The sequence below is a fragment of the Lactobacillus sp. 3B(2020) genome, from assembly GCF_013487845.1.
Lineage (GTDB): Bacteria > Bacillota > Bacilli > Lactobacillales > Lactobacillaceae > Limosilactobacillus > Limosilactobacillus alvi.
In genome coordinates, this window is record NZ_CP047410.1 from 590,874 (window position 1) to 613,048 (window position 22,175).

Annotated in this window: 20 protein-coding genes, 1 tRNA gene, 1 other RNA gene and 1 other annotated feature; of the genes, 10 read left to right on the plus strand and 12 right to left on the minus strand. The window is 41.6% G+C overall.

Features of this window, described 5'->3' with window-relative positions:
• Window position 1: 1 nt before the first annotated feature.
• The 5 genes from GTO83_RS02730 to GTO83_RS02750 all read right to left on the minus strand — a co-directional run bounded on the left by GTO83_RS02730 (window position 2) and on the right by GTO83_RS02750 (window position 3,133).
• A complete protein-coding gene (locus GTO83_RS02730; RefSeq protein ID WP_180871613.1) occupies window positions 2-487 on the minus strand; it encodes a universal stress protein in 486 nt (161 codons plus the stop codon).
• 75 nt (window positions 488-562) lie between these two features.
• A complete protein-coding gene (locus GTO83_RS02735) occupies window positions 563-850 on the minus strand; it encodes a hypothetical protein (RefSeq protein WP_180871614.1) in 288 nt (95 codons plus the stop codon).
• A 249-nt stretch (window positions 851-1,099) separates the two neighbouring features.
• Window positions 1,100-1,287: non-coding RNA, 6S RNA (gene ssrS / locus GTO83_RS02740), on the minus strand.
• A gap of 105 nt (window positions 1,288-1,392) precedes the next feature.
• Window positions 1,393-2,649 (minus strand): replication-associated recombination protein A, encoded by a 1,257-nt coding sequence (locus GTO83_RS02745; RefSeq protein WP_255463190.1) that lies wholly within the window; start codon window positions 2,647-2,649, stop codon window positions 1,393-1,395.
• A 25-nt stretch (window positions 2,650-2,674) separates the two neighbouring features.
• Window positions 2,675-3,133, minus strand: a complete 459-nt coding sequence (locus tag GTO83_RS02750) for a YueI family protein (protein ID WP_180871615.1) — start codon at window positions 3,131-3,133, stop codon at window positions 2,675-2,677.
• Window positions 3,134-3,262: 129 nt separating this feature from the next.
• Here GTO83_RS02750 and GTO83_RS02755 point away from each other — a divergent pair, with 129 nt between their 5' ends.
• From GTO83_RS02755 to GTO83_RS02765, 3 genes are all read left to right on the plus strand, one after another.
• Entirely contained in the window at window positions 3,263-4,360 is a 1,098-nt protein-coding gene (locus GTO83_RS02755; protein ID WP_180871616.1) for an endonuclease/exonuclease/phosphatase family protein, read from the plus strand.
• A gap of 156 nt (window positions 4,361-4,516) precedes the next feature.
• Complete coding sequence (locus GTO83_RS02760; RefSeq protein WP_180871617.1) at window positions 4,517-6,013, plus strand: glutamate--cysteine ligase; 1,497 nt, start codon at window positions 4,517-4,519, stop codon at window positions 6,011-6,013.
• Between the two features lie 15 nt (window positions 6,014-6,028).
• Entirely contained in the window at window positions 6,029-6,919 is an 891-nt protein-coding gene (locus tag GTO83_RS02765; RefSeq protein ID WP_180871618.1) for a hypothetical protein, read from the plus strand.
• Window positions 6,920-7,238: 319 nt separating this feature from the next.
• On the opposite strand, the gene GTO83_RS02770 is transcribed toward GTO83_RS02765, so the two are convergent.
• Together GTO83_RS02770 and GTO83_RS02775 are read right to left on the minus strand one after the other, a co-directional pair.
• Window positions 7,239-7,808, minus strand: coding sequence for a TIGR00730 family Rossman fold protein (locus tag GTO83_RS02770; protein ID WP_180871619.1), 570 nt, complete (start codon window positions 7,806-7,808; stop codon window positions 7,239-7,241).
• 363 nt (window positions 7,809-8,171) lie between these two features.
• Complete coding sequence (locus tag GTO83_RS02775) at window positions 8,172-8,534, minus strand: DUF4828 domain-containing protein (RefSeq protein ID WP_180872101.1); 363 nt, start codon at window positions 8,532-8,534, stop codon at window positions 8,172-8,174.
• Between the two features lie 162 nt (window positions 8,535-8,696).
• On the opposite strand from GTO83_RS02775, the gene GTO83_RS02780 reads away from it, so the two are divergent.
• The 5 genes from GTO83_RS02780 to GTO83_RS02800 all read left to right on the plus strand — a co-directional run bounded on the left by GTO83_RS02780 (window position 8,697) and on the right by GTO83_RS02800 (window position 14,165).
• Complete coding sequence (locus GTO83_RS02780) at window positions 8,697-9,707, plus strand: Gfo/Idh/MocA family protein (RefSeq protein WP_180871620.1); 1,011 nt, start codon at window positions 8,697-8,699, stop codon at window positions 9,705-9,707.
• Window positions 9,708-9,717: 10 nt separating this feature from the next.
• Window positions 9,718-11,022: a DEAD/DEAH box helicase gene (locus tag GTO83_RS02785; protein ID WP_180871621.1), complete on the plus strand. Its 1,305-nt coding sequence runs from the start codon at window positions 9,718-9,720 to the stop codon at window positions 11,020-11,022.
• 48 nt (window positions 11,023-11,070) lie between these two features.
• Window positions 11,071-11,143 (plus strand) — tRNA-Arg (locus GTO83_RS02790).
• Between the two features lie 153 nt (window positions 11,144-11,296).
• A complete protein-coding gene (locus GTO83_RS02795) occupies window positions 11,297-13,282 on the plus strand; it encodes a translation factor GTPase family protein (protein ID WP_180871622.1) in 1,986 nt (661 codons plus the stop codon).
• A 47-nt stretch (window positions 13,283-13,329) separates the two neighbouring features.
• Window positions 13,330-13,566, plus strand: a binding site (T-box leader).
• A gap of 122 nt (window positions 13,567-13,688) precedes the next feature.
• A complete protein-coding gene (locus GTO83_RS02800) occupies window positions 13,689-14,165 on the plus strand; it encodes an S-ribosylhomocysteine lyase (RefSeq protein WP_180871623.1) in 477 nt (158 codons plus the stop codon).
• A gap of 92 nt (window positions 14,166-14,257) precedes the next feature.
• On the opposite strand, the gene GTO83_RS02805 is transcribed toward GTO83_RS02800, so the two are convergent.
• A complete protein-coding gene (locus GTO83_RS02805; RefSeq protein WP_180871624.1) occupies window positions 14,258-15,214 on the minus strand; it encodes a ketopantoate reductase family protein in 957 nt (318 codons plus the stop codon).
• 359 nt (window positions 15,215-15,573) lie between these two features.
• Entirely contained in the window at window positions 15,574-16,632 is a 1,059-nt protein-coding gene (locus GTO83_RS02810; RefSeq protein ID WP_180871625.1) for a PTS sugar transporter subunit IIC, read from the minus strand.
• Window positions 16,633-16,910: 278 nt separating this feature from the next.
• Here GTO83_RS02810 and GTO83_RS02815 point away from each other — a divergent pair, with 278 nt between their 5' ends.
• Together GTO83_RS02815 and GTO83_RS02820 are read left to right on the plus strand one after the other, a co-directional pair.
• Window positions 16,911-18,062 carry an aminotransferase class I/II-fold pyridoxal phosphate-dependent enzyme gene (locus GTO83_RS02815; protein WP_180871626.1) on the plus strand — a complete coding sequence of 384 codons (1,152 nt, stop codon included), beginning with the start codon at window positions 16,911-16,913 and terminating at the stop codon, window positions 18,060-18,062.
• Between the two features lie 2 nt (window positions 18,063-18,064).
• Window positions 18,065-19,054 (plus strand): D-2-hydroxyacid dehydrogenase, encoded by a 990-nt coding sequence (locus GTO83_RS02820; RefSeq protein WP_180871627.1) that lies wholly within the window; start codon window positions 18,065-18,067, stop codon window positions 19,052-19,054.
• Window positions 19,055-19,347: 293 nt separating this feature from the next.
• On the opposite strand, the gene GTO83_RS02825 is transcribed toward GTO83_RS02820, so the two are convergent.
• The 3 genes from GTO83_RS02825 to trpX are packed head-to-tail and all read right to left on the minus strand — an operon-like array spanning window position 19,348 to window position 22,002.
• The gene (locus tag GTO83_RS02825) at window positions 19,348-20,109 is read right to left on the minus strand and encodes an ABC transporter ATP-binding protein (RefSeq protein WP_180871628.1); all 762 of its coding nucleotides are present in this window, start codon (window positions 20,107-20,109) and stop codon (window positions 19,348-19,350) included.
• Window positions 20,102-21,004, minus strand: a complete 903-nt coding sequence (locus GTO83_RS02830) for an ABC transporter permease (protein WP_180871629.1) — start codon at window positions 21,002-21,004, stop codon at window positions 20,102-20,104. Before GTO83_RS02830 ends, GTO83_RS02825 begins: the two co-directional genes overlap by 8 nt.
• Window positions 21,004-22,002, minus strand: a complete 999-nt coding sequence (gene trpX / locus GTO83_RS02835) for a tryptophan ABC transporter substrate-binding protein (protein ID WP_180871630.1) — start codon at window positions 22,000-22,002, stop codon at window positions 21,004-21,006. Before trpX ends, GTO83_RS02830 begins: the two co-directional genes overlap by 1 nt.
• Window positions 22,003-22,175: the final 173 nt, after the last annotated feature.

Sequence of the window (22,175 nt, forward strand, 5' to 3'; positions counted from 1 at the left end):
TTTACTTTTTCTTTCCAACTTTAATTGGCTTGTTATCAAGGTCCGTCCGAACAACGAGGACGTCACAAATAGCTGTCCGGGTAACGAATTCCGTAACGGAACCGATTAAGATCCGTTCAACGGCATTTAATCCAGTTGCCCCAATCATAATCAAATCAGCATGTGATTGTTGTGGTACTTCCTTGGCAATTAAGGTCTTTGGTGCACCGTATTCAATGGTGTAGGAAACATTTTCAACCCCTTGTTGCTTTGCGTAATCAATGTATTGTTCCAAGGTCTTTTTGGCTGTCTTGGTAACTTGTTCAACCATTGAACTATCAAAACTGGAAATGTTTTGGAAAGCTCGGGTGTCAACAACGTGAAGTAATTGTAATTCAGTGTCGGCCCCATTCCGTTTAGCAACGGCAACCGCCTTCTTAAAAGCTAATTCAGCTTCCTTTGAACCATCAACGGGAACTAAAATATGATGATATTGTTGAATAGCCATAAGAACTACCCCCTTATTTATGAGTTACTTATTTACTTATATTTTATAACGGATTAGGCAATTCGTAAAGGAAGGTTATGGTTTTAGTAAAATTGAACTAACCGAAATTGCCATTAATAATTCTAAGATACAGCCTAGAATCAAAGTCGTAAAAATAATAACAAGATTCATTGTAAAAGCAGCAACTAAGGCTAAAATGGTCATTAGCGCTAAAATAATCATCCAAATTTTACTAGTTGTTTTAACGTTTTCCGGATGTTTCATCGGCATTCCAAAATACATTTTTTCTTGATGGGTGCGAAAGTAGTTAGTTTCAATTAAGAAAATCATGGCGCAGATAAAAACTAAAATTCGAATTATCAAAGTACTTCCTCACTTCCTCCTAAATTGCAGTAAGGGCATTTTATAGAGAATAATTAATTAAAAAGAGCTTGGAGGAAAAGCAAATTTCTTCCAAGCTCTTTTCCATATCGCTACATGTTACACAGAAACTCAGGTCGAAAACTACGGCTTTCAAAGACAAGGCCGAATAAAAAATTTACGACTCAACCTTCGTTCAAACTTATTCTCCCTAAGTTGTCGGTTAGGCTTATTCCTACTGAATGACTATGTACAAGCTCCGTTCGTGCCGTTGGTTGTCCGACAGTGTTGACCTGCGTGTAAGACAGGTGGGGTACGGTTGCCAAATGTTCAGCTACCAAGTGAAAAGGCATGCCGGCAAAATGGTTAACACTAACCCCAAGGTAATAAGACTGTAAGGCAAACCTGCGAGATGGACAATGCGTACACAACAGAACTTCTGCCATTATCATAGCACATGAACATTAATCGGGCAATACTTGAAACGGTTACATGAGATGGGATTAAGAAAATGAGTCAATTTCTTGATTCTGTGGACTAACAAACTAGGATTTACCACGTTGAGCTTTAAGAAGTTGTAAGTATTGACGCCCATAGGCAACTTCAAATTTACCATTAGTTTTAGGATGATAATATTGGTCTTGCTTGATTTGATCCGGTAAGTATTGTTGCCGAATCCAATCTTCGGGATAATCATGAGGATATCGGTATTCAGTCCCGTGACCGAGTTTGGTAGCTCCCTTATAATGGGCATCTTTAAGGCAATTGGGAATTGTCCCATAATTTCCCTTAGCAAGCCGTGCCGAAGCAGCATCAATTGCAGAAATGGCTGAATTTGACTTTGGCGAGAGGCAAAGTTCAATTACGGCATTAGCAAGCGGGATCCGTGCTTCTGGGAAACCAAGTTGTTGAGCTGCTTGAACTGCTAACACCGTGCGTTCGCAAGCAGGGGGATTAGCTAGTCCAACATCTTCATAAGCGATTACCATGAGCCGGCGGGCAATGATTGGTAGATCGCCCATTTCAATTAATCGAGCCAGGTAATGAAGGGCAGCATCAGTGTCACTTCCCCGAATTGATTTTTGAAAAGCTGAGATAACGTCATAATGAGCATCGCCATTTTTATCACCAGCAATTTGACGTTTTTGGAGACTATCAGTGATTACCGCGGTAGTAAGGTGAATTACGCCGTCATCACTTGGGGCAGTTGAACGAGCTGCCAATTCGAGACCATTTAAAGCTGAGCGTAAATCACCGTTAGCGGTTAGGATTAATTGTTGCTTGGCTTCCGCAGTCAAGGCTAAGTTCATCTTTCCTAGGCCACGTTCTCGATCAGTAACAGCCCGGTCAATGGCCTGGATCATGTCATTGGTCGTCAAAGGCTTAACTTCAAAAATTTGGGTTCGTGATCGAATCGCCGGATTAATTGTAATATAGGGATTTTCGGTGGTGGCCCCAATTAGGATAATGCGGCCATTTTCGAGGTGGGGTAAAAGAAAATCTTGCTTTGTCTTATCGAGACGGTGGATTTCATCTAATAAAAGAATCACCGTACCGGATAGTTTGGCTTCTTCAGCGACGACTTGTAGGTCTTTTTTGGTATCAGTGGCAGCATTCAAGGTTCGCAAAGCATATTTTGTTGATCCAGCAATTGCACTGGCAATGCTGGTTTTACCGGTTCCCGGAGGGCCATAAAGAATCATTGAAGAAAGCATATGGGCCTGGACCATGCGCCAAATAATTTTTCCAGGACCAATAAGATGTTGCTGGCCAACAACTTCAGTTAATGAGCGTGGTCGCATACGAAAAGCAAGTGGTTGCAAGAGATTACTCCTTTCGATGGTGTAGTCGATCCCAAAGCGAATTTTTATGCGGATGATCAGCTTGAGAAACATTGTTAGGGTATAGTTTGGCAATATCAACCTCGGCTAGGTTAACGGCCGTTGAAGCAGTAATTACGATTGCCAAGCTTTCAGGTGTTGTTTGATACTCTGATCCCGTTTTTAGGGTGAAATTAACCTGATGCTGGGCGGCAACCCGCAAATATGGGCGAATTAGCCGATCATCAAGGTTACCATTGATGAGAACAAGCCGGTCAGCGCTCTTGACAATCTCTTTTTCGAAAACTGGGAGCCAATCAATTGAGAGTTGCGCGACCTTGATCGTTAAATAAACTCGTTCTCGGAAAGTTCCTAAGTATTTTCGTTTTTCAACCGCTTTGAGTTCTGGGACCCCATACAAACTTGCGTTAAGATGTTGTTCTAATTTAGATTCACCTTGTGGCATTTTAAGATCCTTTCATTTTAAAAAAGTTTGCTCTTATTGTATCATTTTCGGGAATTTCAGCCAAAAGAAGCCCTTATTTTATTAGCTAGAGATGTGGTAAAGTATGAAATAATACGAGGGGGAGTTGAAATGAAAAAATTTTGGAAAATAATGGGCATCATTATTTTATGTTTGGCCGGAATTGTTGCCGGATATGTGGTTTATTTACAAGCAACTTACTACCGAATTCCTGACCATCAAATTTTGGCGGTAAAAAATCCCCAAAAGAGTGAGTTAAAGGTTGGTAAATCATATACAGCTACGACATATAATATTGGCTTTGGGGCTTATAGTCGACACTATTCTTTCTTTATGGACACTGGTGAAACAAAAAATGGACATCATACGCGTGGAAAATATGGGACGGCCGTAAGTAAGCACGCTGAAATCCGATCGACAAATTATGCGTTAAAGGTTGTTAAAAATCAACATCCAGATTTCGCCTTATTTCAAGAAATTGATACGAATTCAACCCGATCATTTCATGTAAATCAAGTTCAACGAGCCCAACAGGTATTTCCAAATTTAGCAAGCGTCTTTGCTTTAAATTTCCATTCTGGTTATTTAGCGGTTCCCCTGAATAATCCGCACGGAAAAGTTCGGTCGGGATTATTAACGCTTGCTGGTTACCAAATACAAAAAGCAGAGCGCCGTCAATATCCAGTTTCAAGCCACTTTATCGAAAAATTTGTTGACCTCGACCGGGCCTTTGCGGTTTTGACGTTTCCGGTTGAGAATGGGCACAAGTTAATTTTAATTAACTCCCATATGTCGGCATATGATAAAGGTGGAAAAATGCGGGCTGCCCAATTAAAGCTGTTAACTCACGTCATGAAGCAAGCTCGTGCAAAGGGTGATTATGTAATTGTCGGCGGTGATTTTAACCATGCTTTAGGGAGTAAGATCATGACTCATTTTAAAACTAATCAAAAGATTCCAGCGTGGGTTTCAAAACTAAATAATCGAGATCTTCCAGCTGGATTTAAGATTGTTCGGGCTGATAATTATTGGACAACACCTACGGTTCGGGGGACCGATACATCATATCACCCGGGAAAAACGTATACGACAGTCGTCGATGGTTTTATTGTCTCAGATAATGTACAAGCTAAAGCTCATAATATCCAAACCAATTTTAAAGAAACAGACCACAATCCAGTAAAATTAACTTTTCAATTAATTCCTTAAGAAAATCTTTGAAAATCGGTATTTATCGGATATCAGTCGATAGAATAGTTTTAAATGCAATTGAAAATTAAACAAAAAATGGTAAGTTAGAAGATGAATCTCAAGAGAAAGTCGACAAAAATTATTAAATAATCCTCCCAAAGGGGTGACAACAAAATGGATAAAGAAAAATTACAAGCTGCCTGTCATGAGCCAGCAATGCAAAAATTACTATACGAAGGGCGATTTGGGCTTCGGATGGAAGCCCACCGGGTTTTGACAAATGGTCGGGCAAGTCAGTTTCCTTACCCTAAAACGTTAGACCGCCGTGGAATTAATCCATATTTAACCAGTGGGGTAAACGATAACTTAATGGAATTTAATGCCGTTATTATGAAAGAATCCAAGGCGGCAGTTCGTCAACTTGAGATTCTTCAACAAATTATTGACCACCAACTGCATGAAACTGAACGTTTGTGGCCCCTTTCAATGGCACCGGCGCCAGTTTATCTTCATGATTTAGAATTTTTGAGTGACCATACGACGAAACCAGGAGCAGTTGACTTTAATCACTACTTGGTTAAAAAATACGGGGCAAGCCGGCTCTTAACCGCTGGGGTTCATGTCGGATATTCACTTCAAGAAGAGTTGATTGAAGAATTGTATAACCGGTTTGGTAAGACTGAACATGCAAGTTTACCAGCTTTTAAAAACTACATTTACTTCAAGCTGGCCCAAGGATACATCATGTGGGAATGGTTGTTTACTTATTTGTTTGGGGCAAGCCCAGTTCCTGATGATGCCAAAGCAATTATCCTTCCAGAAGTAGACCATCAGGTTCGGAGCTTTCGAAATAGTGACTATGGGTATGCTAACTTACCCGATGAGCGGCTAAATTATAGTTCGTTAGCTACTTATGTTGAAAGTTTAAAGGGTTACTTAGCTAACGGAACTTATCGAAATCCGCATGAAGTTTTTGCTCCGGTTAGTTTGCGCGGCGAAACTGACGATATTGATCAAACGCTTGCCGATGGAGTTCAATTCATTTCCTTACGGATGTTTGACCTTGATCCGTTTGCGGCAGCTGGAATTAGTGAAGATACCCTTAATTTCTTAGAACTAGTGATGGTCTATTTGCTGTTAACGCCACAGCCGGATTATACTGCAGAACAAATTATGGCAGCTCAGCGACGGAATAACGAGGTGGCGCTCCAAGAACCACTAACGCAAACTGATTGGATGCGCCAAGAAGCAGAGGATTTCACCCAAGCACTTGCACAATTCTGTGAAGACTATGATGCCCCAAGAAATTACCGTCTGGCATTGAAGTTCGTGGAACGGCGGATTGAAGATCCAAGCCTTACCCTTGCTGGTCAGCTTCAAGAAAAGAAAGAACAAGGGGCCTTTTTATCATTTGGGCTGAAAGTAGCTAACGATCGCTTCTCAAATTTAATTCAGTCTGGTCAAACGTTGAGTGTAATTGCTAAGGGTTATTCGCCAACGGTTCAACGATTGATTCGGGCAGCAATCCTCTTAGGAATCCAAGTGTGGATTAATGATGATGTTGAATTTGAGTTTGGTGGCAATAGTGTTCATGTTGCCCCAGGCGAAGATTTCGATCTTCCTGACGGAGCTGATGGTTATCTTAAACAGGTTTTTCCAGATTTAAATTAAGACGAAGGTGAAAGAATGCGGACAGTTGCAATTTATGGTCTAACAACGGTTGGAGCAACAGTTGCCGCTAGCCTAGTTAGCCAACACCAAGTCGACGAATTAATAATTCTTGATCCAGATGAGCATAGGGCAGTAGCGGTAGCAAACGATTTAAAACTTGCCTACCCCTTTTTTAAACAAGTTCGCGTCCAAGAGTGGAGTAGTCTTGCTCAAACGAAGGTGTTGGTTGTTGCTTGTGGTGAGCTAAACTCAGTCCAACCGCAACTTAAAAACCAGGTGGAGTTAATTAATCAGGTTCAAGATCAAATCACCGAGAGTAATTTTAGGGGAATTGTAATTAATTTAATGCAACCGAATGAAGCAATGACAGCTTTTATTCAGCGACAATGGCAGTTACCGCCCCAACTAGTTATCGGAACCGGGACGATGAGTGATACCCAAGCATTGAAACTGGCGATTGGGGAAACGCTTCAGCTAGCGCCAAGTAATGTAACTGGTTATGTATATGGCCAACACGATGGGCGTTTAGTCCCAGCTTGGTCAACATTTAGAATCAATGGTCGTTTTAACGACCAGGTAATTAGCGGGCACAAGCTTGATCAAAATAAGGTAACTGTTAATGCACGTTTAACCAATTATTACATTAAGCGTGGTCAAGCTGGGGTACTGACTGCAACTAGACTAACGTTAGTGCTAATCCAAGCGATTTTTGAAGATCGACAGACCGTTTTTACCTTAGCGGTAAATCAACCTCAATTCGGAGGGTATGTGAGTTTTCCAGTTATGATAGGCCAAAATGGTGTCCAAAATTATTTGCTGTTGAAACTGTATCCTCTTGAAGAAGCCCAGCTCAAGGTAGCCCGGCAGGCAATTGCTGATCAAGAGACGCAGTTAACTCAAAAGTAAAAAAGAATGAGAAAGAAGCTGCTCGCCGCTTGCTTCTTTTTCATCGTAAGCTTTCTGGTGGAGCTTTTTGATCGTAGTTGCTAAGTAATATTCGAAATGCAAGCGAGGCTGGGAAGGAACACGAGTTTCTTCTCAGCCTCGACTTATCGATAAGGATCATGATTGAAGGTAGTTAGCCAACTTACTGAGCGTCCGCAAACACATGCAAATTTGAGAACGCTGGTGTACTCAATGGAAGTAACTGTTATTCAACACTAAGAATTAATCTCCATTCGTCTTTCCAAAACATTGAGAAAATTTTCGTTTGACTAATTCTTTGTTATTCATACGTACGAAAATGTGGTACTTGGTAATTAGTCATAAAACTTAGAATTTCATCTAAGCTAGTAGCAAATGCAACCGCCTTGAGATATTGATTTTCTAAAAATCCTTGATTACTCATCTTTGTTAAGAGGTTTGCTAAATCATCATAAAAATGGCGATAATTATAAATGGCAACCGGCTTTTGGTTATCACCAATTGTTGTCCATGCTGACACTTGGCTAATTTCTTCTAAAGTGCCTAAACCACCTGGAAGGGCAATAAAACCGTCGGCTAGATTAATCATTCGCTCTTTACGTTTGTCCATATTAGCAGTTACTTCAAGCTTCTCTAAGCGTTTTAATTGAGCGCCACGACTAAGAAGTTCTTCGGTAATCACCCCAGTAACTCGTCCTCCAGCATCGAGGGTAGCATTAGCCAGGGCTCCCATTAGTCCGTAGCCGCCGCCACCATAAATAAGTTCAATTTGTTGTTGGGCCAATTTTTGGCCGAGTTGCTGGGCTAATTGTTGATAATCAGTGGTCTTACCTGCTTGAGCACCACAAAAAACGGCAATTCGCTTAATCATAATTTCACTTCCTAAAAGACAATTGCCTCAATTCTAACATACTGAGTTGGAATAGTATGTTGTGAACAAATAAGAGGATGAGAAAAAAGCTCCTTGACGGCCTGGTTGGGATAAGAAGGACGAAGGTTGATTCATTAGAATCGGCCTTTCGTTCGCACTTATCCGCTAAAGCCGTGCTTTGGAGCGAACCAGCCAACTGGTTTGGCGTTTGTGAGCCCATGCAAGGCTGAATCGGTTGGTGCGACCGCCAGGGAAGCAACTGCCATTCAGCTACTGCTTTGACCTCAGTTACTGAGTAACATTCGGAGATGACAAGAGGGTGGGAAGAAACTTGAGTTTCTTCCCACCCTCTCTAAAAATAAATTATTGCATTGGCTTAAGATGATATACCTCATCATCGGTTTCATCAATGAGGGCAATCGGGCGACTTTCATTCGCCTTAATTGTAATATGGTAACCGAGTCGATCAAGGTAAATTAGGTGTTCGTTGCTAATTTGTTCAACGGTCGCCTTAATTTCATGATTATCGACTTTTAATCGTAAATCCGGACTAATTGAAATGGTATGGTCACGATTTCGTTCATCATCATGATATTGCCAAGTTCCAGCATAAAAAAGTGGCAAGGAGACCGCCGGAGAATTTTTTTTGGAATGGCTGAGACCAAAAGAGCTTGAAATCCCAGCCAATAGCCCCGCACCAAATAATAACAATCCTTTTTTCTTCATCATATCACCTAAAACCTAATATTATTAACTGCATCAATTATACACATTTCTTATCAGAAAAAAGTTTCATTTTGATTAAAAAGAGATAATAAATCATGGTAGTGGTAAGACCACTAGCCAGGGTGGTAAAATAAATGCATTAAGCTAAAGGAGCATAAAGCAATGTTAAAATTAGGAATTATTGGAACACATATTATTACCGATCAAATGCTTGATGCCGCAAAAACAACTGGTCGTTATCAATTAACAACGGTTTATTCGCGGACGATGCAACGTGCAGAAGAATTCGGAAAGCCATATGGAGCAACTGCTTTTTATGATCGCTTGGAAGACTTTTTTGACGAAGGTGACTTTGACGTTGTTTATATCGCTTCGCCAAATAGCTTGCACTATGAACAAGTGCGTTTAGCAATTGAAAATGATAAGTTTATTATTTTGGAAAAGCCAGCTTTTGTTAATCCAGAAGAATTTAGCCAAATTGAATCCCTTTTGCAAGCTCATCCTAAGGCTCGCTTAGTTGAGGCCGCACGGCATATTCATACTGGTTTATTTAAGGCGGCCCAAAAACAATTTGCGAAGATGAAGCATCACCAAGGGGCAACAATTACGGTGATGAAGTACTCTAGTCGTTACGACAAGGTCTTGGCTGATGAAAAGCCATATCCAAACATTTTCACGAAAGAATTTGCCGGCGGCGCTTTGATGGACCTTGGTGTTTATGCTGTCTATGGGGCAGTTACAATGTACGGGATGCCAAATAGCGTGGTCTACTTCCCAACGATGGCAAAGACGGGGGTTGATGCCAAAGGGGTCGCAATCCTAACTTATGATGGTTTCTCAGTTACCTTGAATATCGGGAAGACGGCAAATTCCCACTTAGTAAGTGAATTCTATGGGCTTAAGGATACGTTAGTCTTCGACAGTATTTTTGATACTACGAAGGTAACCTACTTTGACGAAAATAAGGAAGCTCATGCAATTGAAGCCCCATACTTTGAAAATTCAATGGTCGATGAATTAAATGACTTCGCTGATCTTTTTGAAGCTCCCGACGATACAGAACAGTTAAAGCTTTACAAGCATTGGCAAACATTATCACGGGAAGTTAATGCAGTGATGTATGATCTTCGCCAATCTGCTGATTTTGTTTTCCCAGCTGATACAAATCGTTAAGGAGGCTCCCGTGGAAGAAAAATTCACGCAACATTTTCAAGAAACGGGTTTTAAGAAGTTAACTGCGATTCAAACTGAAGTTGCTGAGCCTTTAGCAGCAGGAAAATCAGTCTTAGGAATTGCTCCCACTGGTTCTGGGAAGACATTGGCTTTCACATGGCCATTGCTACCACGCATAGAAAAGGATGCGGGAATCCAGCTTCTGGTCTTGGAACCATCCCAAGAATTAGCGATGCAAACAACCCGGGTAATGCGGGACTGGGCTCGATTGTTAGACTTGCACGTTCAATCCTTGACGGGAGGAGCCAATCTTCGTCGCCAGTCAGAACGACTGAAGAAGACCAAACCAGAAATTATTGTTGGAACACCAGGTCGGATCCTCCACTTAATCGATGAGCGGGATTTAAACTTGAAAAAGTTAAAAACCCTAGTAATTGATGAAGCAGATGATTTACTAGTGGACGATACCCAAGCGGTAGTTGAAGATATCGAACGAACAACTCCCATTGATTCTCAACTTGCATTCTTTTCGGCAACCTATGGGAAAGTATTTGATCAGCTAAATGATTTGTTTGGGCGGCATATTGAAAAAATTGATGTGCGACAAAGCGATGATAGTCAAGGGCCCGTTAAACATGCTTTAGTAAAGGCCCGAACGATGAGCCAAAAAGCAGTGATGTTGGAACGACTGAGTAAAACCAAAAATTTTAGGGCCTTGGTGTTCTTTTCTAGTATTAAGACTCTTCATTACACGGCGAGTCGTTTAAAACACGCTGGGATTTCCAGCGCTACTTTAGGCGGTAAGCAACGCCAAACGGAACGTGCAGCAGTAATGCGTGGGTTTCGGAAACATCAAATTAAGCTCTTGCTAACGACTGATGTGGCTGCCCGAGGCCTTGACCTTCCAAAGCTACCGGCGGTTGTTAATTTTGAATTACCAACTAGCTCAAATCTATATATTCATCGTAGTGGTCGAACAGGGCGACAAGGTGAACCAGGATTGGTAATCAACCTTGGGGATGACCACGATTTCCGTGATTTAAGACGGCTTTTGGCTAAAACCGATTATCAATTAGTCCCAATGGCAATTGCCGAGCGGGAACTACTTGCCGAAGACGAAGCAAAGGTGCGTTTAGCAAAGGAAAAATTCCAAAAGGCAAAGAAACCTTCGACTACCAACGATCAAAATGAAGCTCACTCAGCTTCGCAGCGGATTTTTGCCAAGGCAAAGGTACGTAAGAAGAACCGAAAAAACAAAGGAATTCGGTTAAAGCACCGCCGAAAAGCGGAAGCTGCTGCCAAAAAACAAAAGTAAATCCAACTTTACAGGAACTAAAATCAATGCGATAATAAGTTGAAGTTTGGTTCCATAGTATAATTGGATAGTACATCCGCCTCCTAAGCGGCTGATCCCGGTTCGACCCCGGGTGGGACCATTTTGGCGGAATTTTGGAAAAACAGTCGAATATTCAAAAACCGTCTAAATCCTTTAACATGAGGGTTTGGACGGTTTTTTGATTTTTGATGAATTGTAATAATGGACCTTAATCTCCATAAGTGACGGATTTAATATGAATGGGGGACTTGCGATGGGAAAACACTTAGTAGTGGGGCTAATGGCTCACGTTGATGCTGGTAAAACAACCTTAGCTGAAGGAATGCTTTATCAAGCCGGCACAATTCGTCAATTAGGACGAGTTGACAAGCAAAGTACTTTTCTTGATCCAAATGTAATTGAGAAGCAACGTGGAATCACAATCTTTGATCACCAGGCGGAGCTGACGGTGGGCGACAATCAAATTACTTTGTTAGATACTCCGGGGCACGTTGATTTTGCCCCAGCAGTAGAACGAGTGCTCAATGTAATTGATTTAGCGGTGTTGGTAGTTTCGGCAGTTGAAGGGATTCAAAGTCATACTCGGACATTATGGGCGCTTTTGAAAGCAAAGAAAATTCCTACGATGATTTTTGTTAATAAACTCGATCAAATTGGAGCCCACCCAGATCAAGTGGTTACCGAATTTCAAACCGAATTTGGCAGTCAATGCTTACCGTTTAATCAACCTAGTGATCTTAAAGCTTGGTCAGCAGATACGCCAGAATTGATTGCTATGCAAGGTGATGAGCAACTTTTAGACCAATACTTGGCAAATGGACAAGTTGATCAAAAAGCTATCCGGAAGCTGGTTGCATCACGAAAAGTTGTGCCAATATACTTTGGCGCAGCCCTAAACCAGGTTGGAATTCCAGAGTTACTAGCGGGGATTATTAAGTGGGGACCATCATTAGCACCAACGCCTAACTTTGGTGCTCGTATTTTTAAAATCTCCCATGAACCTAATGGTACGCGTCTAACTTGGCTCCGGGTAATTGGAGGAGATCTGAAAGTTAAGACAACCCTTAATAATGAAAAAATCGATCAAATTCGCCATTACAATGGCCAGCAATATGAGGTTAAACGAGTCGCTAAACGTGGTGAAATAGTTACCATTGCTGGTCCACAAAAAACTTTTCCAGGTCAGGTGATTGGTACCGAGAGCCAGGTTGATCAAGTGAGTTTAAGACCAGTCCTTAAGTATGCGGTGACGACTAATCAAGATCATGATTTTCAAATCTTACGGAATGCTTGTGAGCAACTAGCTGATGAAGAACCACTTTTGCATCTAAATGTTAATCAAGCGTTGAATCAAATTACCCTTCAGTTAATGGGAACGGTCCAAGTTGAGGTAATTAAAGCTTTAATGAAAAATCGGTTTGGATTAACAGTTACTTTAAAACCTGCCGGAATTGTTTATCGAGAAACAATTAATAAAGTGGTTGAAGGGGTTGGCCATTTTGAACCCTTGCGGCATTATGCGGAAGTTCATCTTTTGCTGGAACCTGGTCAGCCAGGAAGTGGGCTCCAAATTGAGAGTCAATGTCGAGAAGAAGTTTTACCTCATCAATGGCAAAGCCAAATTTTGACTGCTCTGCAGGCTAAAGAACACCGGGGGGTCTTAATTGGGGCGCCTTTAACCGATGTTAAAATTACTCTCGTTGGGGGAAAGGGAAATCTTAAGCATACCAGTGGTGGTGACTTTCGGGAAGCAACTTGGCGAGCAGTGCGTCAAGGGTTGATGATGCTTAAACAAGTAGGGCAGACCCAAATTTTAGAACCTTGGTATCAATTTAGTTTAGTGATCCCGGTGAGCCAGGTGGGTCGGGCCCTTAATGATATTCAACAAATGGGTGGAAGTTTAAAGCTCCCAGTAAACCTACCGAGTGGCGAAGTACCAGTACGGCTAGCCGGTGAGGCGCCTGTGATTAAACTGCAGGATTATCCAATAATTGTTCGGCAATATACTCATGGTCAAGGGCAATTAACTGTTAAATTTGGTGGTTTTCGGCCTGCTGAAGACCAAATAACGCTTGTCGAAAAAGAAGCTTATGATCCAGTAAGCGACTTGCCAAATACGCCAGATTCAGTTTTCTGTGCCCATGGGGCAGGTTACCCGGTTAAATGGGATCAAGTTCCGCAAACAATGCATTGTGACTACTATTATCCACAAGTTATGGCAAATTTCGGTCCAAATTAGGGTTGACAATTTAGAGCTAAAATTATAAGATGATGACAATCAAATTAGATAACACTTAGAAAAGATGAGTAGTTTTGACGACCTTCATAGCGAGCTGGAATGGTGAAAGCCAGTAAGGAGAATCATCACGAAGATGGTCTTGGAGGATCCTAGCGGTGAAGATTTTAGCCGTTAGCGGTTGCCACCCGATATCAGTGGTTAAGCATGATTGTGCTTAGTAAGTGAAATTCTGTGAAGGATTTCTAAACTTGGGTGGTACCACGTTTCAAAGTAACGTCCCGGGAACTGTTAATTTACAGTTTCCGGGACGTTCTTTATTTTAAACTACTTTCTTTTGGAGAAAACAGTTGACGAATTTGATTTAGTGAACAAAAATAAAGTTATTAAATTAAGGAGGAAATACTTTATGGCAAAAGTTGAAAGTTTTACTTTAGATCACACGAAGGTTAAGGCCCCTTATGTTCGGTTAATTACGGTTGAAAAGGGTCCAAAGGGTGATGAAATTAGTAATTATGATTTGCGATTAGTTCAACCAAACGAAAACGCCATTCCAACGGCTGGCTTGCACACGATTGAACACCTATTAGCCGGATTATTGCGTGACCGGCTAGATGGGGTGATTGATTGTTCACCATTTGGTTGCCGGACTGGTTTCCACTTAATTACCTGGGGAGAACACTCAACGACGGAAGTTGCTAAAGCTTTAAAGTCATCTTTAGAAGAAATTGCTTACCATACTGAATGGAAAGATGTTCAAGGAACCACAATCGAAAGTTGTGGAAACTACCGGGATCACTCTCTCTTCTCTGCCAAGGAATGGTCAAAGAAGATCTTAAGTGAAGGGATTTCTGATCAACCATTTGAACGCCACGTGGTTGACTAAGCTTAATATGTAAATGAGGTTTGGGTTTCCAGACCTCATTTTTAGTATGTGGGAATCCTTCTCAAATTCCAATAAAAGTTATGTGTTGTTAGCTATTTAAATTGACGCATTGTCTCTGCGAGGTGAACTTCGTGAACAACAAATTCATGAGTTCGGCAAATATAGTCATTTTGACGCCCCAATTTTGCAATATAGCCATTAATGTAGTCAACTTCAGTTGGGCGTCCCTTACTAAAATCTTGATACATTGATGGATAGTGGTACTGATAAGCCTTTGAGACGGTGATTACTGAATCAACTTCGGCTTGGCGAGTTTCAATCAACTCAATTCCGGCTCGTTCGCAGGCGTCGAAGGCTTCATCAAAGAGTTGCTTAGCCATTTCTCGGACACCAGGATACTGAATGAATTCGCCCATTTGTATTTCAAACATTGTACAAAGAGTATTGCATACAGCGTTAAAGACAACTTTTGACATACACATACCTTGCCAATCAGTAGCCCACTTTGGACCAAGTTGGGCTAACTGAAAATCCTGGAAAATTTGTTGCATTGTTAGATTAGGTGCTTGATTATTGTAAGGTGCCATGTGCATGACTTCGGTTCCAAGACTTCCCATGAAATCGACATCTGCTGGTTTGTCCATCCTAGTTGCAATCATGGCTGTTCCACAAATGATTTTATCGGAATCAAAGAATTGACTAATTTTCTCAAAATGTCCCATTCCATTCATTGCGGAAAAAACGTATTGATGTGGTTTGAATAATCCAGCTTTTTGGCAACGCATAAGCTCGGTGGCAAGTTGCATTTGTTTTTTGAAAATAATCCAGACGTCAGGTGAACCGGAATATTCTTCAGGTCGATAAATATTAATTGGGATCAGTCTTTGATTTTGATGATCACGAGCAACTTTAACCCCACCCTGAGATTTAACAGCCTGCAAATTTGGTTCCCAAGTTTCGATAAAATCAACCTTAACACCTACATGCTCCTGAAGCATTACTCCATAGCGGTAGCCCATTGCCCCCGCTCCAATAATCCCGTAGTGCATAATTAATACCTGCTTTCATAGATTTTCGACAAAAAAAGCGCCCCCTGTTCGACTGAACAGAGGACGCTTCCGCGTGGTACCACCCCACTTTAGGCTAATTTAGCCCCTTAGGCATACGGGATTTGCTCCGATATGCTGCACGATAATGGGTGCTACCAGCTAGCCTCGAAAAGCTAGCATTTAGTTAAAGGCCTTTCCGTTTTTTAGCTAAAGAAACTTTTCACCAACCAGTTCCTCGCTGAGCTTAACTAAGAAACTACTAATGCCTTTAGAAAATTTGTCGAATTGATTGTTGATATCCTAACAGATTGCAATTTGCTCGTCAATAGTAATATTAAAAAAGTCTAATTATTTTTTAACTAAGCATTTAAATTAACGTACCAATCATCTTCATTGACGATATGGAAGACGTCTTTACATAAGTGGTAGGACAGAAGAGCAACGATGATCGGGAGGATAAAGTACATCCCAGCGACAATCAAAAAGTTATGCAGAGGGCTACCTGATAGATACGTAAAAGCATTAATTGGACCAACGGGGAAACCAAATCCAGCATAAGCAGCCCCATTCTTCATTTGGACAAACGAATCAATAAACCCAGCGATCCCCCCAGAAATAGCAATTGGGATTAACATTTGGGGATGCTTTAAAAAGTTGGCCAGCATCATTTTGACTGATCCAAAGGCCATTGCAACAACTAGTCCTTTCCCGTTAACCTTTGAAACCGCATAGGCGACAGTAAAGAAACAAGCAGTAATTCCGACAGAAGCAGCCCCGCCGGCAATCCCGGCAATCCCAAAAGCATAGGCTAAACCGACAGTAGAAAGTGGGGTAGCAATAATCACTGCAAAGGAAAGCCCCAGAATGGTACACATTGGTAATGGTTGGAGCTTTGTCACTTGGTTTAAGAAAGCCCCAACGGTTGTAGTAACCATGTGAACATACGGATAGGTCCAAACTCCGAACCCGCCGATTGCACAGGCACCAATGATTGGATCCCAGATAATTGACCAGCTACCTACATATGGCCGGATGATAAAAATCACACTAATTGCAATCGCGGTAATTAAGATGATGTTAATTAGGTCCCCCATCCCAATTAAGGTATAGGTACCATCTTTAGCTGAATAGGCAACTGCGCCAGAACCAATTAAGGTTGCAAGAGCGACACTGGTTCTTTCAATCATTGAAAAGCCAAATTGACCGGCTGCTAGGGCCCCGCAAAGGACAGGAACAGCATACATAGCCATATTTGTAACCATATTTAAGGTTGCCCAAAACGGCCCGTGGTTAGCTAAAGCTTGAAAAAGGGGACCAACAATTGCACTTGGGGTAACTGAGACAACGATTGCCATCGCAACGGCTGACATGAGCTTGTTCCAGAAATCGTTAACTGAATATTTACGTAGTTCTTGCATGAAACTCCCTCCAAATAGATGAGAATATCTTAATTATTACCGAAAATATATATTCGTTTGTTTTCGCTTACAAAGTATAAATATTTTTTGATATTTATACTTAAAAGCTAGAATACATCAAGATTTTAACGGACTTGATTAGAAAAAATCAATCTTTTAGCAGATTTATTTTACTTAACTTCCTTATGAATAAAAATTACAAATTGCTTGTATTAAACATTTAAGGAGTGTATGATATTTAATTATAAAATGATTAGATTCTGTAAGGAGGAACTAATATGGATCAGACCTTTTTAAATCAAGCTTATCAAAATCCAACGCCAAATATTTTAGCGGATGTTTGCGAGAAGGCCGCCACAATGGATAATGTGATTGACTTATCAATTGGGGATCCAGATCTCCCAACACCAGTTGCAATTACTGAAGCAGCTTTTGCAGCTGTTAAAGCGGGGGATAGCCATTATACAGCTGCAATGGGCAAGCCGGAATTACGAGCAGCAATTGCGGATTTTTATACTCAACGATTTAGTCGGCCAACCCAATCCAATCAAGTGATGGTAACCGTCGGGGCTGAACATGCTCTGTTCCTTGTCTTACAGGCAATTCTCAATCCAGGTGAAGAGGTCATTGTTTTAGAACCAAGTTTTTCACCATATATTGCCCAAGTTAAATTAGCCCAGGGAGTACCTGTTGAAGTAGCAACGGATGCGACGAAGGGATTCGCCTTAGACATTGTTGCCATAAAAAAAGCGTTGACCCCAAAGACAAAAGCGATTGTCATTAATTCCCCAAATAATCCAACGGGGAATGCATTAACGGTTGCGGAAGCAAAAGCGTTGGCAAAAATTGCTATTGAAAATGATTTGATGATTTTAAGTGATGAAATTTACGCTGATTACGTGGAACCAGGTGTTGAATTTGTTTCACCTGCAACCTATGCGCCAGAAAATACGGTAATCGTTAGTGGTTTTTCCAAGAATTTTGCCATGACGGGTTGGCGGATTGGCTATGTGGTTGGCCCAGATTGGCTGGTCAAAGCGACCGGCGAAGTTAATGATGCAGTTACTTTCGCAGCCCCAACGCCATCGCAAGATGCCGCCCTCTATGCCTTAGCACACTATGATGAATTAACGGCTCCAGTCGTAAGTGAATTTAAAAAGCGGTTGGCTTATTTAAACCAAGCTTTGGCAGAGGTTAGCTGGTTGAAATTAACACCGTCAATGGGAAGTATTTATCTATTCCCGAACATCCAGGCAACAGGAATGGATTCTTTGAGTTTTGCTGATAAGTTATTGAATGAAGCGGGGATTTTAGTGGTACCTGGTGTGGCCTTTGGTCAAGCTGGTGAAGGCTTTGTCCGGATTGCAGCAACCCAAAAACAAGCCGTCTTAGAAGAAGCCGTAAAGCGGATGAAAAAATTGGAGTGGTAAACATGAAAAAGATTATTATGTATGCCGTTTTAGATGTTGAACAACCCTTTATTGATGCTTATGCTAAAGCCCACAACGTTGAAATTAAGTCAGTGGCCGAACGATTAACGCCAGAAACGGTGGGCTGGGCAAAGGGGTTTGATGGGATTGATATTCAGCAAACTATCCCGTTGGATCCTTCAATTTATCCAACTTTAAAATCGTTTGGAATCAAACAAATTACGGCCCGAATGGTTGGTTTTGACTTTATTGACTTGAAATTAGCAAAGGAAAATGGGCTAATAGTTACTAACGTACCGGCTTATTCACCGCGAGCAATTGCTGAAATGGGCTTAACTCAAGCACTCCGATTGGTTCGTAAGTTAGGGTACTATGATGATCGGATGGATCAGCTTGATTTTCGGTGGTCTGGATTAGAAAGTACCGAAATTTACAATTTAACGGTAGGAATTATTGGGGCTGGTCATATTGGAGGCGCAACTGCCCAATTATACTCAGCTTTAGGTGCAAAAGTAATTGCAGTTGATCCGGTTCACCATGCTGAATTGGAACCGTATTTGTCCTACACGGATTTAGACCGGGTTCTTAAAGAGTCAGACATTGTAACGATTCATACACCATTGAATAACGAAACATCAGCAATGTTAAATGCTGAAGCTTTCAAGAAAATGAAGCCATCCGCTTATTTAATTAATATGGCCCGAGGTGGATTAGTAGTAACAGATGACTTAATTGCTGCCCTCCAAAATCACGAAATTGCCGGGGCGGCTTTAGATACCTTAGCTGATGAAGGTCAATTCTTTGAAAAGCAAGCTCAACCAGAAGAAATTCCGGAAGATTATAAGATCTTACGGGCGATGCCAAACGTCTTAATTTCACCTCACAGTGCTTTCTATACCGATACAGCCATGCGGAACATTGTTGAGATGGGACTTGATGATGTGATGTTAATTTTGGATGGTAAGCGGCCTAACTATCCGGTAGTGGAATAAAAAGAAAGAGGAGAGGCTAGGAAGGAGGTTGGGAAAAAAGCTCCTTGACGGCCTGGTTGGGATAAGAAGGACGAAGGTTGATTCATTAGAATCGACCTTTCGTTCGCACTTATCCGCTAAGGCCGTGCTTTTTGACCTTAGTTACTGAGTAATATTCGGAGATGACAAAGAGGGTGGGAAGAAACTTGAGTTTCTTCCCACCCTCTTTCAAATCTGGATTGGCTACGTTCCAACCTTTTAGATTGGTGGCTTAAATGTTTTTAGAACTTTTTTAGATGGTTGATAAACGTTACTTATTCAAAGTATGCAGTTAATTTTTCCGGGGTTAGTTGGGCTTTTTCTTTACCAGTTATATCGGCGAGGATACGGCCGGCTTTTAAAACTAAGAGCCGGTTTCCATACTTAATTGCATCTTCCATGTGATGAGTAATCATTAAAGCAGTTAGGTGATCTTCTTGGATGCGCTGATTGGTTGCTTGCATTAAGGTTTCACTAGTGTGGGGATCTAGGGCAGCAGTGTGTTCATCAAGTAAAATAATGTCAGGCCGTTTTAACGTTGCCATTAAGAAACTAAGCGCTTGCCGTTGGCCACCAGAAAGGGCACCGGTGGCTGTGTTAAGACGGTCTTCAAGGCCGTTGTTCATTGAAGCGGCAAGGATTTTAAATTCACTGAAGTGTTGCTTTAACCGCCTAAAAACAAGGCGTCGTCCTTGTCCCCGCCGTTTAGCAAGCAGAAGATTTTCAGCGACGGTCATCCGGGGAGCAGTCCCAAGCTTCGGGTCTTGGAAAACGCGACTTAAGAAACTAGTCCGGGTAACTTCGTTTTGATGAGTAATATCTTGACCATTGTGTAAAACTTGTCCTTGGTCAGCAATCAAAGTCCCGCCAATTACATTGAAGAGGGTTGATTTTCCGGCCCCGTTGGTCCCAACGATGGTGATGAAGTCACCAGGGTTAATCGTTAAATTTAAGTTTTTTAGAATCGTGGTCTCACTTGCAGTTCCCTTATTAACAATTGTTGAGACATTTTTGAGCTCTAAAATTGGTTTATTCATTAGTCTGGACCCCCTTTAGAATTGGCTTTTTAATGTTCAAAATTTTATCTAATTGCGGTAGCATCATGCAAAGAGCGAGCACGATTGAGGAAAGTAGGTTTAAATCGTTAGCGGAGAAGCCGAGTTGGAGAACGGCAAGTAATAATAAGCGGTAAACGATACTCCCTAGAGTAACGGCCACTAACCGTTGCCCTAGGGTAAGTTCACCAAAAGCGACTTCCCCAATGATGATTGAAGCAAGGGCGATCACGATTGTCCCAATTCCCATGTTAATGTCCGCATAACCATTGCTTTGCGCAACTAGAGCGCCACATAGGCCAACCAAACCGTTGGAAACCATTAAGCCAAAGATTACCATTTTGTTGGTTGAGATTCCCATGGAACGTGCCATTGTTGGATTATCTCCGGTAGCAATGAAGGCTTGCCCGTATTCGGTGTTTAAAAATAAAACTAGACAAATGGTAATGATTGAGATTACCCCCATCCCCATCACAACACTATCGAAGTATTGCGGGAGTTGTCGAAGAAACTGATTGGAGAAGAGGGTTTGTTGACTTAATAAACTAAGATTTGATTTATTTCCCATGATTCTTAAGTTGACCGAGTAAGCGGCCGTCATCGTTAAAATCCCCGCTAGCAAACTCGGAATTTTACCCTTGGTGGTTAATAAACCAGTGATTAAGCCAGCAACCATCCCGGCCCCAAAGGCAGCTAACGAAGCTAAATATGGATTAACTCCATGAACGATTAAACTCACTGCGGTTGCGGCCCCGAGGGGAAAAGTTCCTTCAACTGTCATATCAGTCACATTTAGAATTCGAAAACTGAGGTAAAGCCCAAGCCCTAATAAAGCCCAGAGGAGTCCTTGCCCAATTGCGGAAGTTACTAATGCCATTATTTAATCACCTCTCCATATTTTTCAGCTTTTTGTTGGAAATCTTTTGGAATAGTTAACCCCAGTTTTTTTGCTTGTTTGAGATTTAAGATGGGTTCACCATGGCGAATATATTCAATTGGAGTAGTGGCTGGTTTTTTATCTCCCCGAAGAATAGCAGCGGTCACTTTGGCTCCTTCCTGGCCCATCTTGTATTGGTTAATACTGTAAGTAGCTACCCCACCTTGTTTTACCATTGTATCAACGGCAGGGAAGACCGGTTTATTAACGGCATCAGCATTTTTAACCAAGGTTTGCATTGCCCCAGCAATTGTATTATCAGTTGGAACAATGACAGCATCGACTTCGTTTAACATTGTCTGCGAAACCTGATTTAGATCGTTACTATTAGAAATCGAGTATGATTTTAAATTCATCCCCATTTTCTTTGCCTGTTTAACAAAGATTTCATGTTCAGAAGCGGCGGATGGATCCGATGAAGTGTAAATGATCCCAAAGGTTTTCGCATGGGGCATAAACGCTTTAACCAGCTGTAATTGTTCTTTAACCGGGGCTTGGCCAGAGATCCCGGTAATATTTCCACCAGGGTGACGATTGTTTTTTACGAGGCCAGCTCCTTGGGGATCAGTAACGGCCCCTAAAACAATTGGAGTTTTTGAAGTAGTGTTAGCTAAAGCTTGAGAAGCCGGGGTGGTAATTCCAAATAGGATCGTGGAATTATCATTAACCAACTTGTTAGCCATGGTTTTAAGGTTCGATTGATCACCATTAGCGTTTTGATATTCAATTGTCACGTTTTTGCCGTCATGGTAGCCTTCTTTAGCTAATTCATCGCGGAAACCCTTATAAATTTGATCCAGAGCGGGGTGATGCATTAGGGTTAAAGCCCCAACTTTGGGTATTTGGTGAAGGCCCAAACCATTACCCCCATTATTGGTAAAGAAAGCGACCCCGAGAAAAACCACTAAAATGGCAATCAAGGAATACATTCGTTTCATTATTTCTCCTCCTCAATGGTATTTCAATTAAATCAAAACGAGGGGACCTAGTACAGGCCCCCTCGCTAGCAAAAGAAAAGCCCGTACGTAGGATCCGTACGGGCACTAAAATTTCACCGCCGGTACAGACGCAATCTGAAAGAGTTTCAGGTTACATCCGTCAGACGGGTAAC

Bases quoted from the DNA above. Each gene is read 5' to 3' on its own strand.
- GTO83_RS02820 (WP_180871627.1), top strand. From the start codon at position 18,065: ATGAAAAAGATTATTATGTATGCCGTTTTAGATGTTGAACAACCCTTT.
- GTO83_RS02775 (WP_180872101.1), bottom strand. From the start codon at position 8,534: ATGAAGAAAAAAGGATTGTTATTATTTGGTGCGGGGCTATTGGCTGGG.
- GTO83_RS02800 (WP_180871623.1), top strand. From the start codon at position 13,689: ATGGCAAAAGTTGAAAGTTTTACTTTAGATCACACGAAGGTTAAGGCC.
- GTO83_RS02825 (WP_180871628.1), bottom strand. From the start codon at position 20,109: ATGAATAAACCAATTTTAGAGCTCAAAAATGTCTCAACAATTGTTAAT.
- GTO83_RS02760 (WP_180871617.1), top strand. From the start codon at position 4,517: ATGGATAAAGAAAAATTACAAGCTGCCTGTCATGAGCCAGCAATGCAA.
- GTO83_RS02780 (WP_180871620.1), top strand. From the start codon at position 8,697: ATGTTAAAATTAGGAATTATTGGAACACATATTATTACCGATCAAATG.
- GTO83_RS02750 (WP_180871615.1), bottom strand. From the start codon at position 3,133: ATGCCACAAGGTGAATCTAAATTAGAACAACATCTTAACGCAAGTTTG.
- GTO83_RS02770 (WP_180871619.1), bottom strand. From the start codon at position 7,808: ATGATTAAGCGAATTGCCGTTTTTTGTGGTGCTCAAGCAGGTAAGACC.
- GTO83_RS02755 (WP_180871616.1), top strand. From the start codon at position 3,263: ATGAAAAAATTTTGGAAAATAATGGGCATCATTATTTTATGTTTGGCC.
- GTO83_RS02830 (WP_180871629.1), bottom strand. From the start codon at position 21,004: ATGGCATTAGTAACTTCCGCAATTGGGCAAGGACTCCTCTGGGCTTTA.
- trpX (WP_180871630.1), bottom strand. From the start codon at position 22,002: ATGAAACGAATGTATTCCTTGATTGCCATTTTAGTGGTTTTTCTCGGG.
- GTO83_RS02745 (WP_255463190.1), bottom strand. From the start codon at position 2,649: ATGCGACCACGCTCATTAACTGAAGTTGTTGGCCAGCAACATCTTATT.
- GTO83_RS02765 (WP_180871618.1), top strand. From the start codon at position 6,029: ATGCGGACAGTTGCAATTTATGGTCTAACAACGGTTGGAGCAACAGTT.
- GTO83_RS02805 (WP_180871624.1), bottom strand. From the start codon at position 15,214: ATGCACTACGGGATTATTGGAGCGGGGGCAATGGGCTACCGCTATGGA.
- GTO83_RS02810 (WP_180871625.1), bottom strand. From the start codon at position 16,632: ATGCAAGAACTACGTAAATATTCAGTTAACGATTTCTGGAACAAGCTC.
- GTO83_RS02795 (WP_180871622.1), top strand. From the start codon at position 11,297: ATGGGAAAACACTTAGTAGTGGGGCTAATGGCTCACGTTGATGCTGGT.
- GTO83_RS02815 (WP_180871626.1), top strand. From the start codon at position 16,911: ATGGATCAGACCTTTTTAAATCAAGCTTATCAAAATCCAACGCCAAAT.
- GTO83_RS02730 (WP_180871613.1), bottom strand. From the start codon at position 487: ATGGCTATTCAACAATATCATCATATTTTAGTTCCCGTTGATGGTTCA.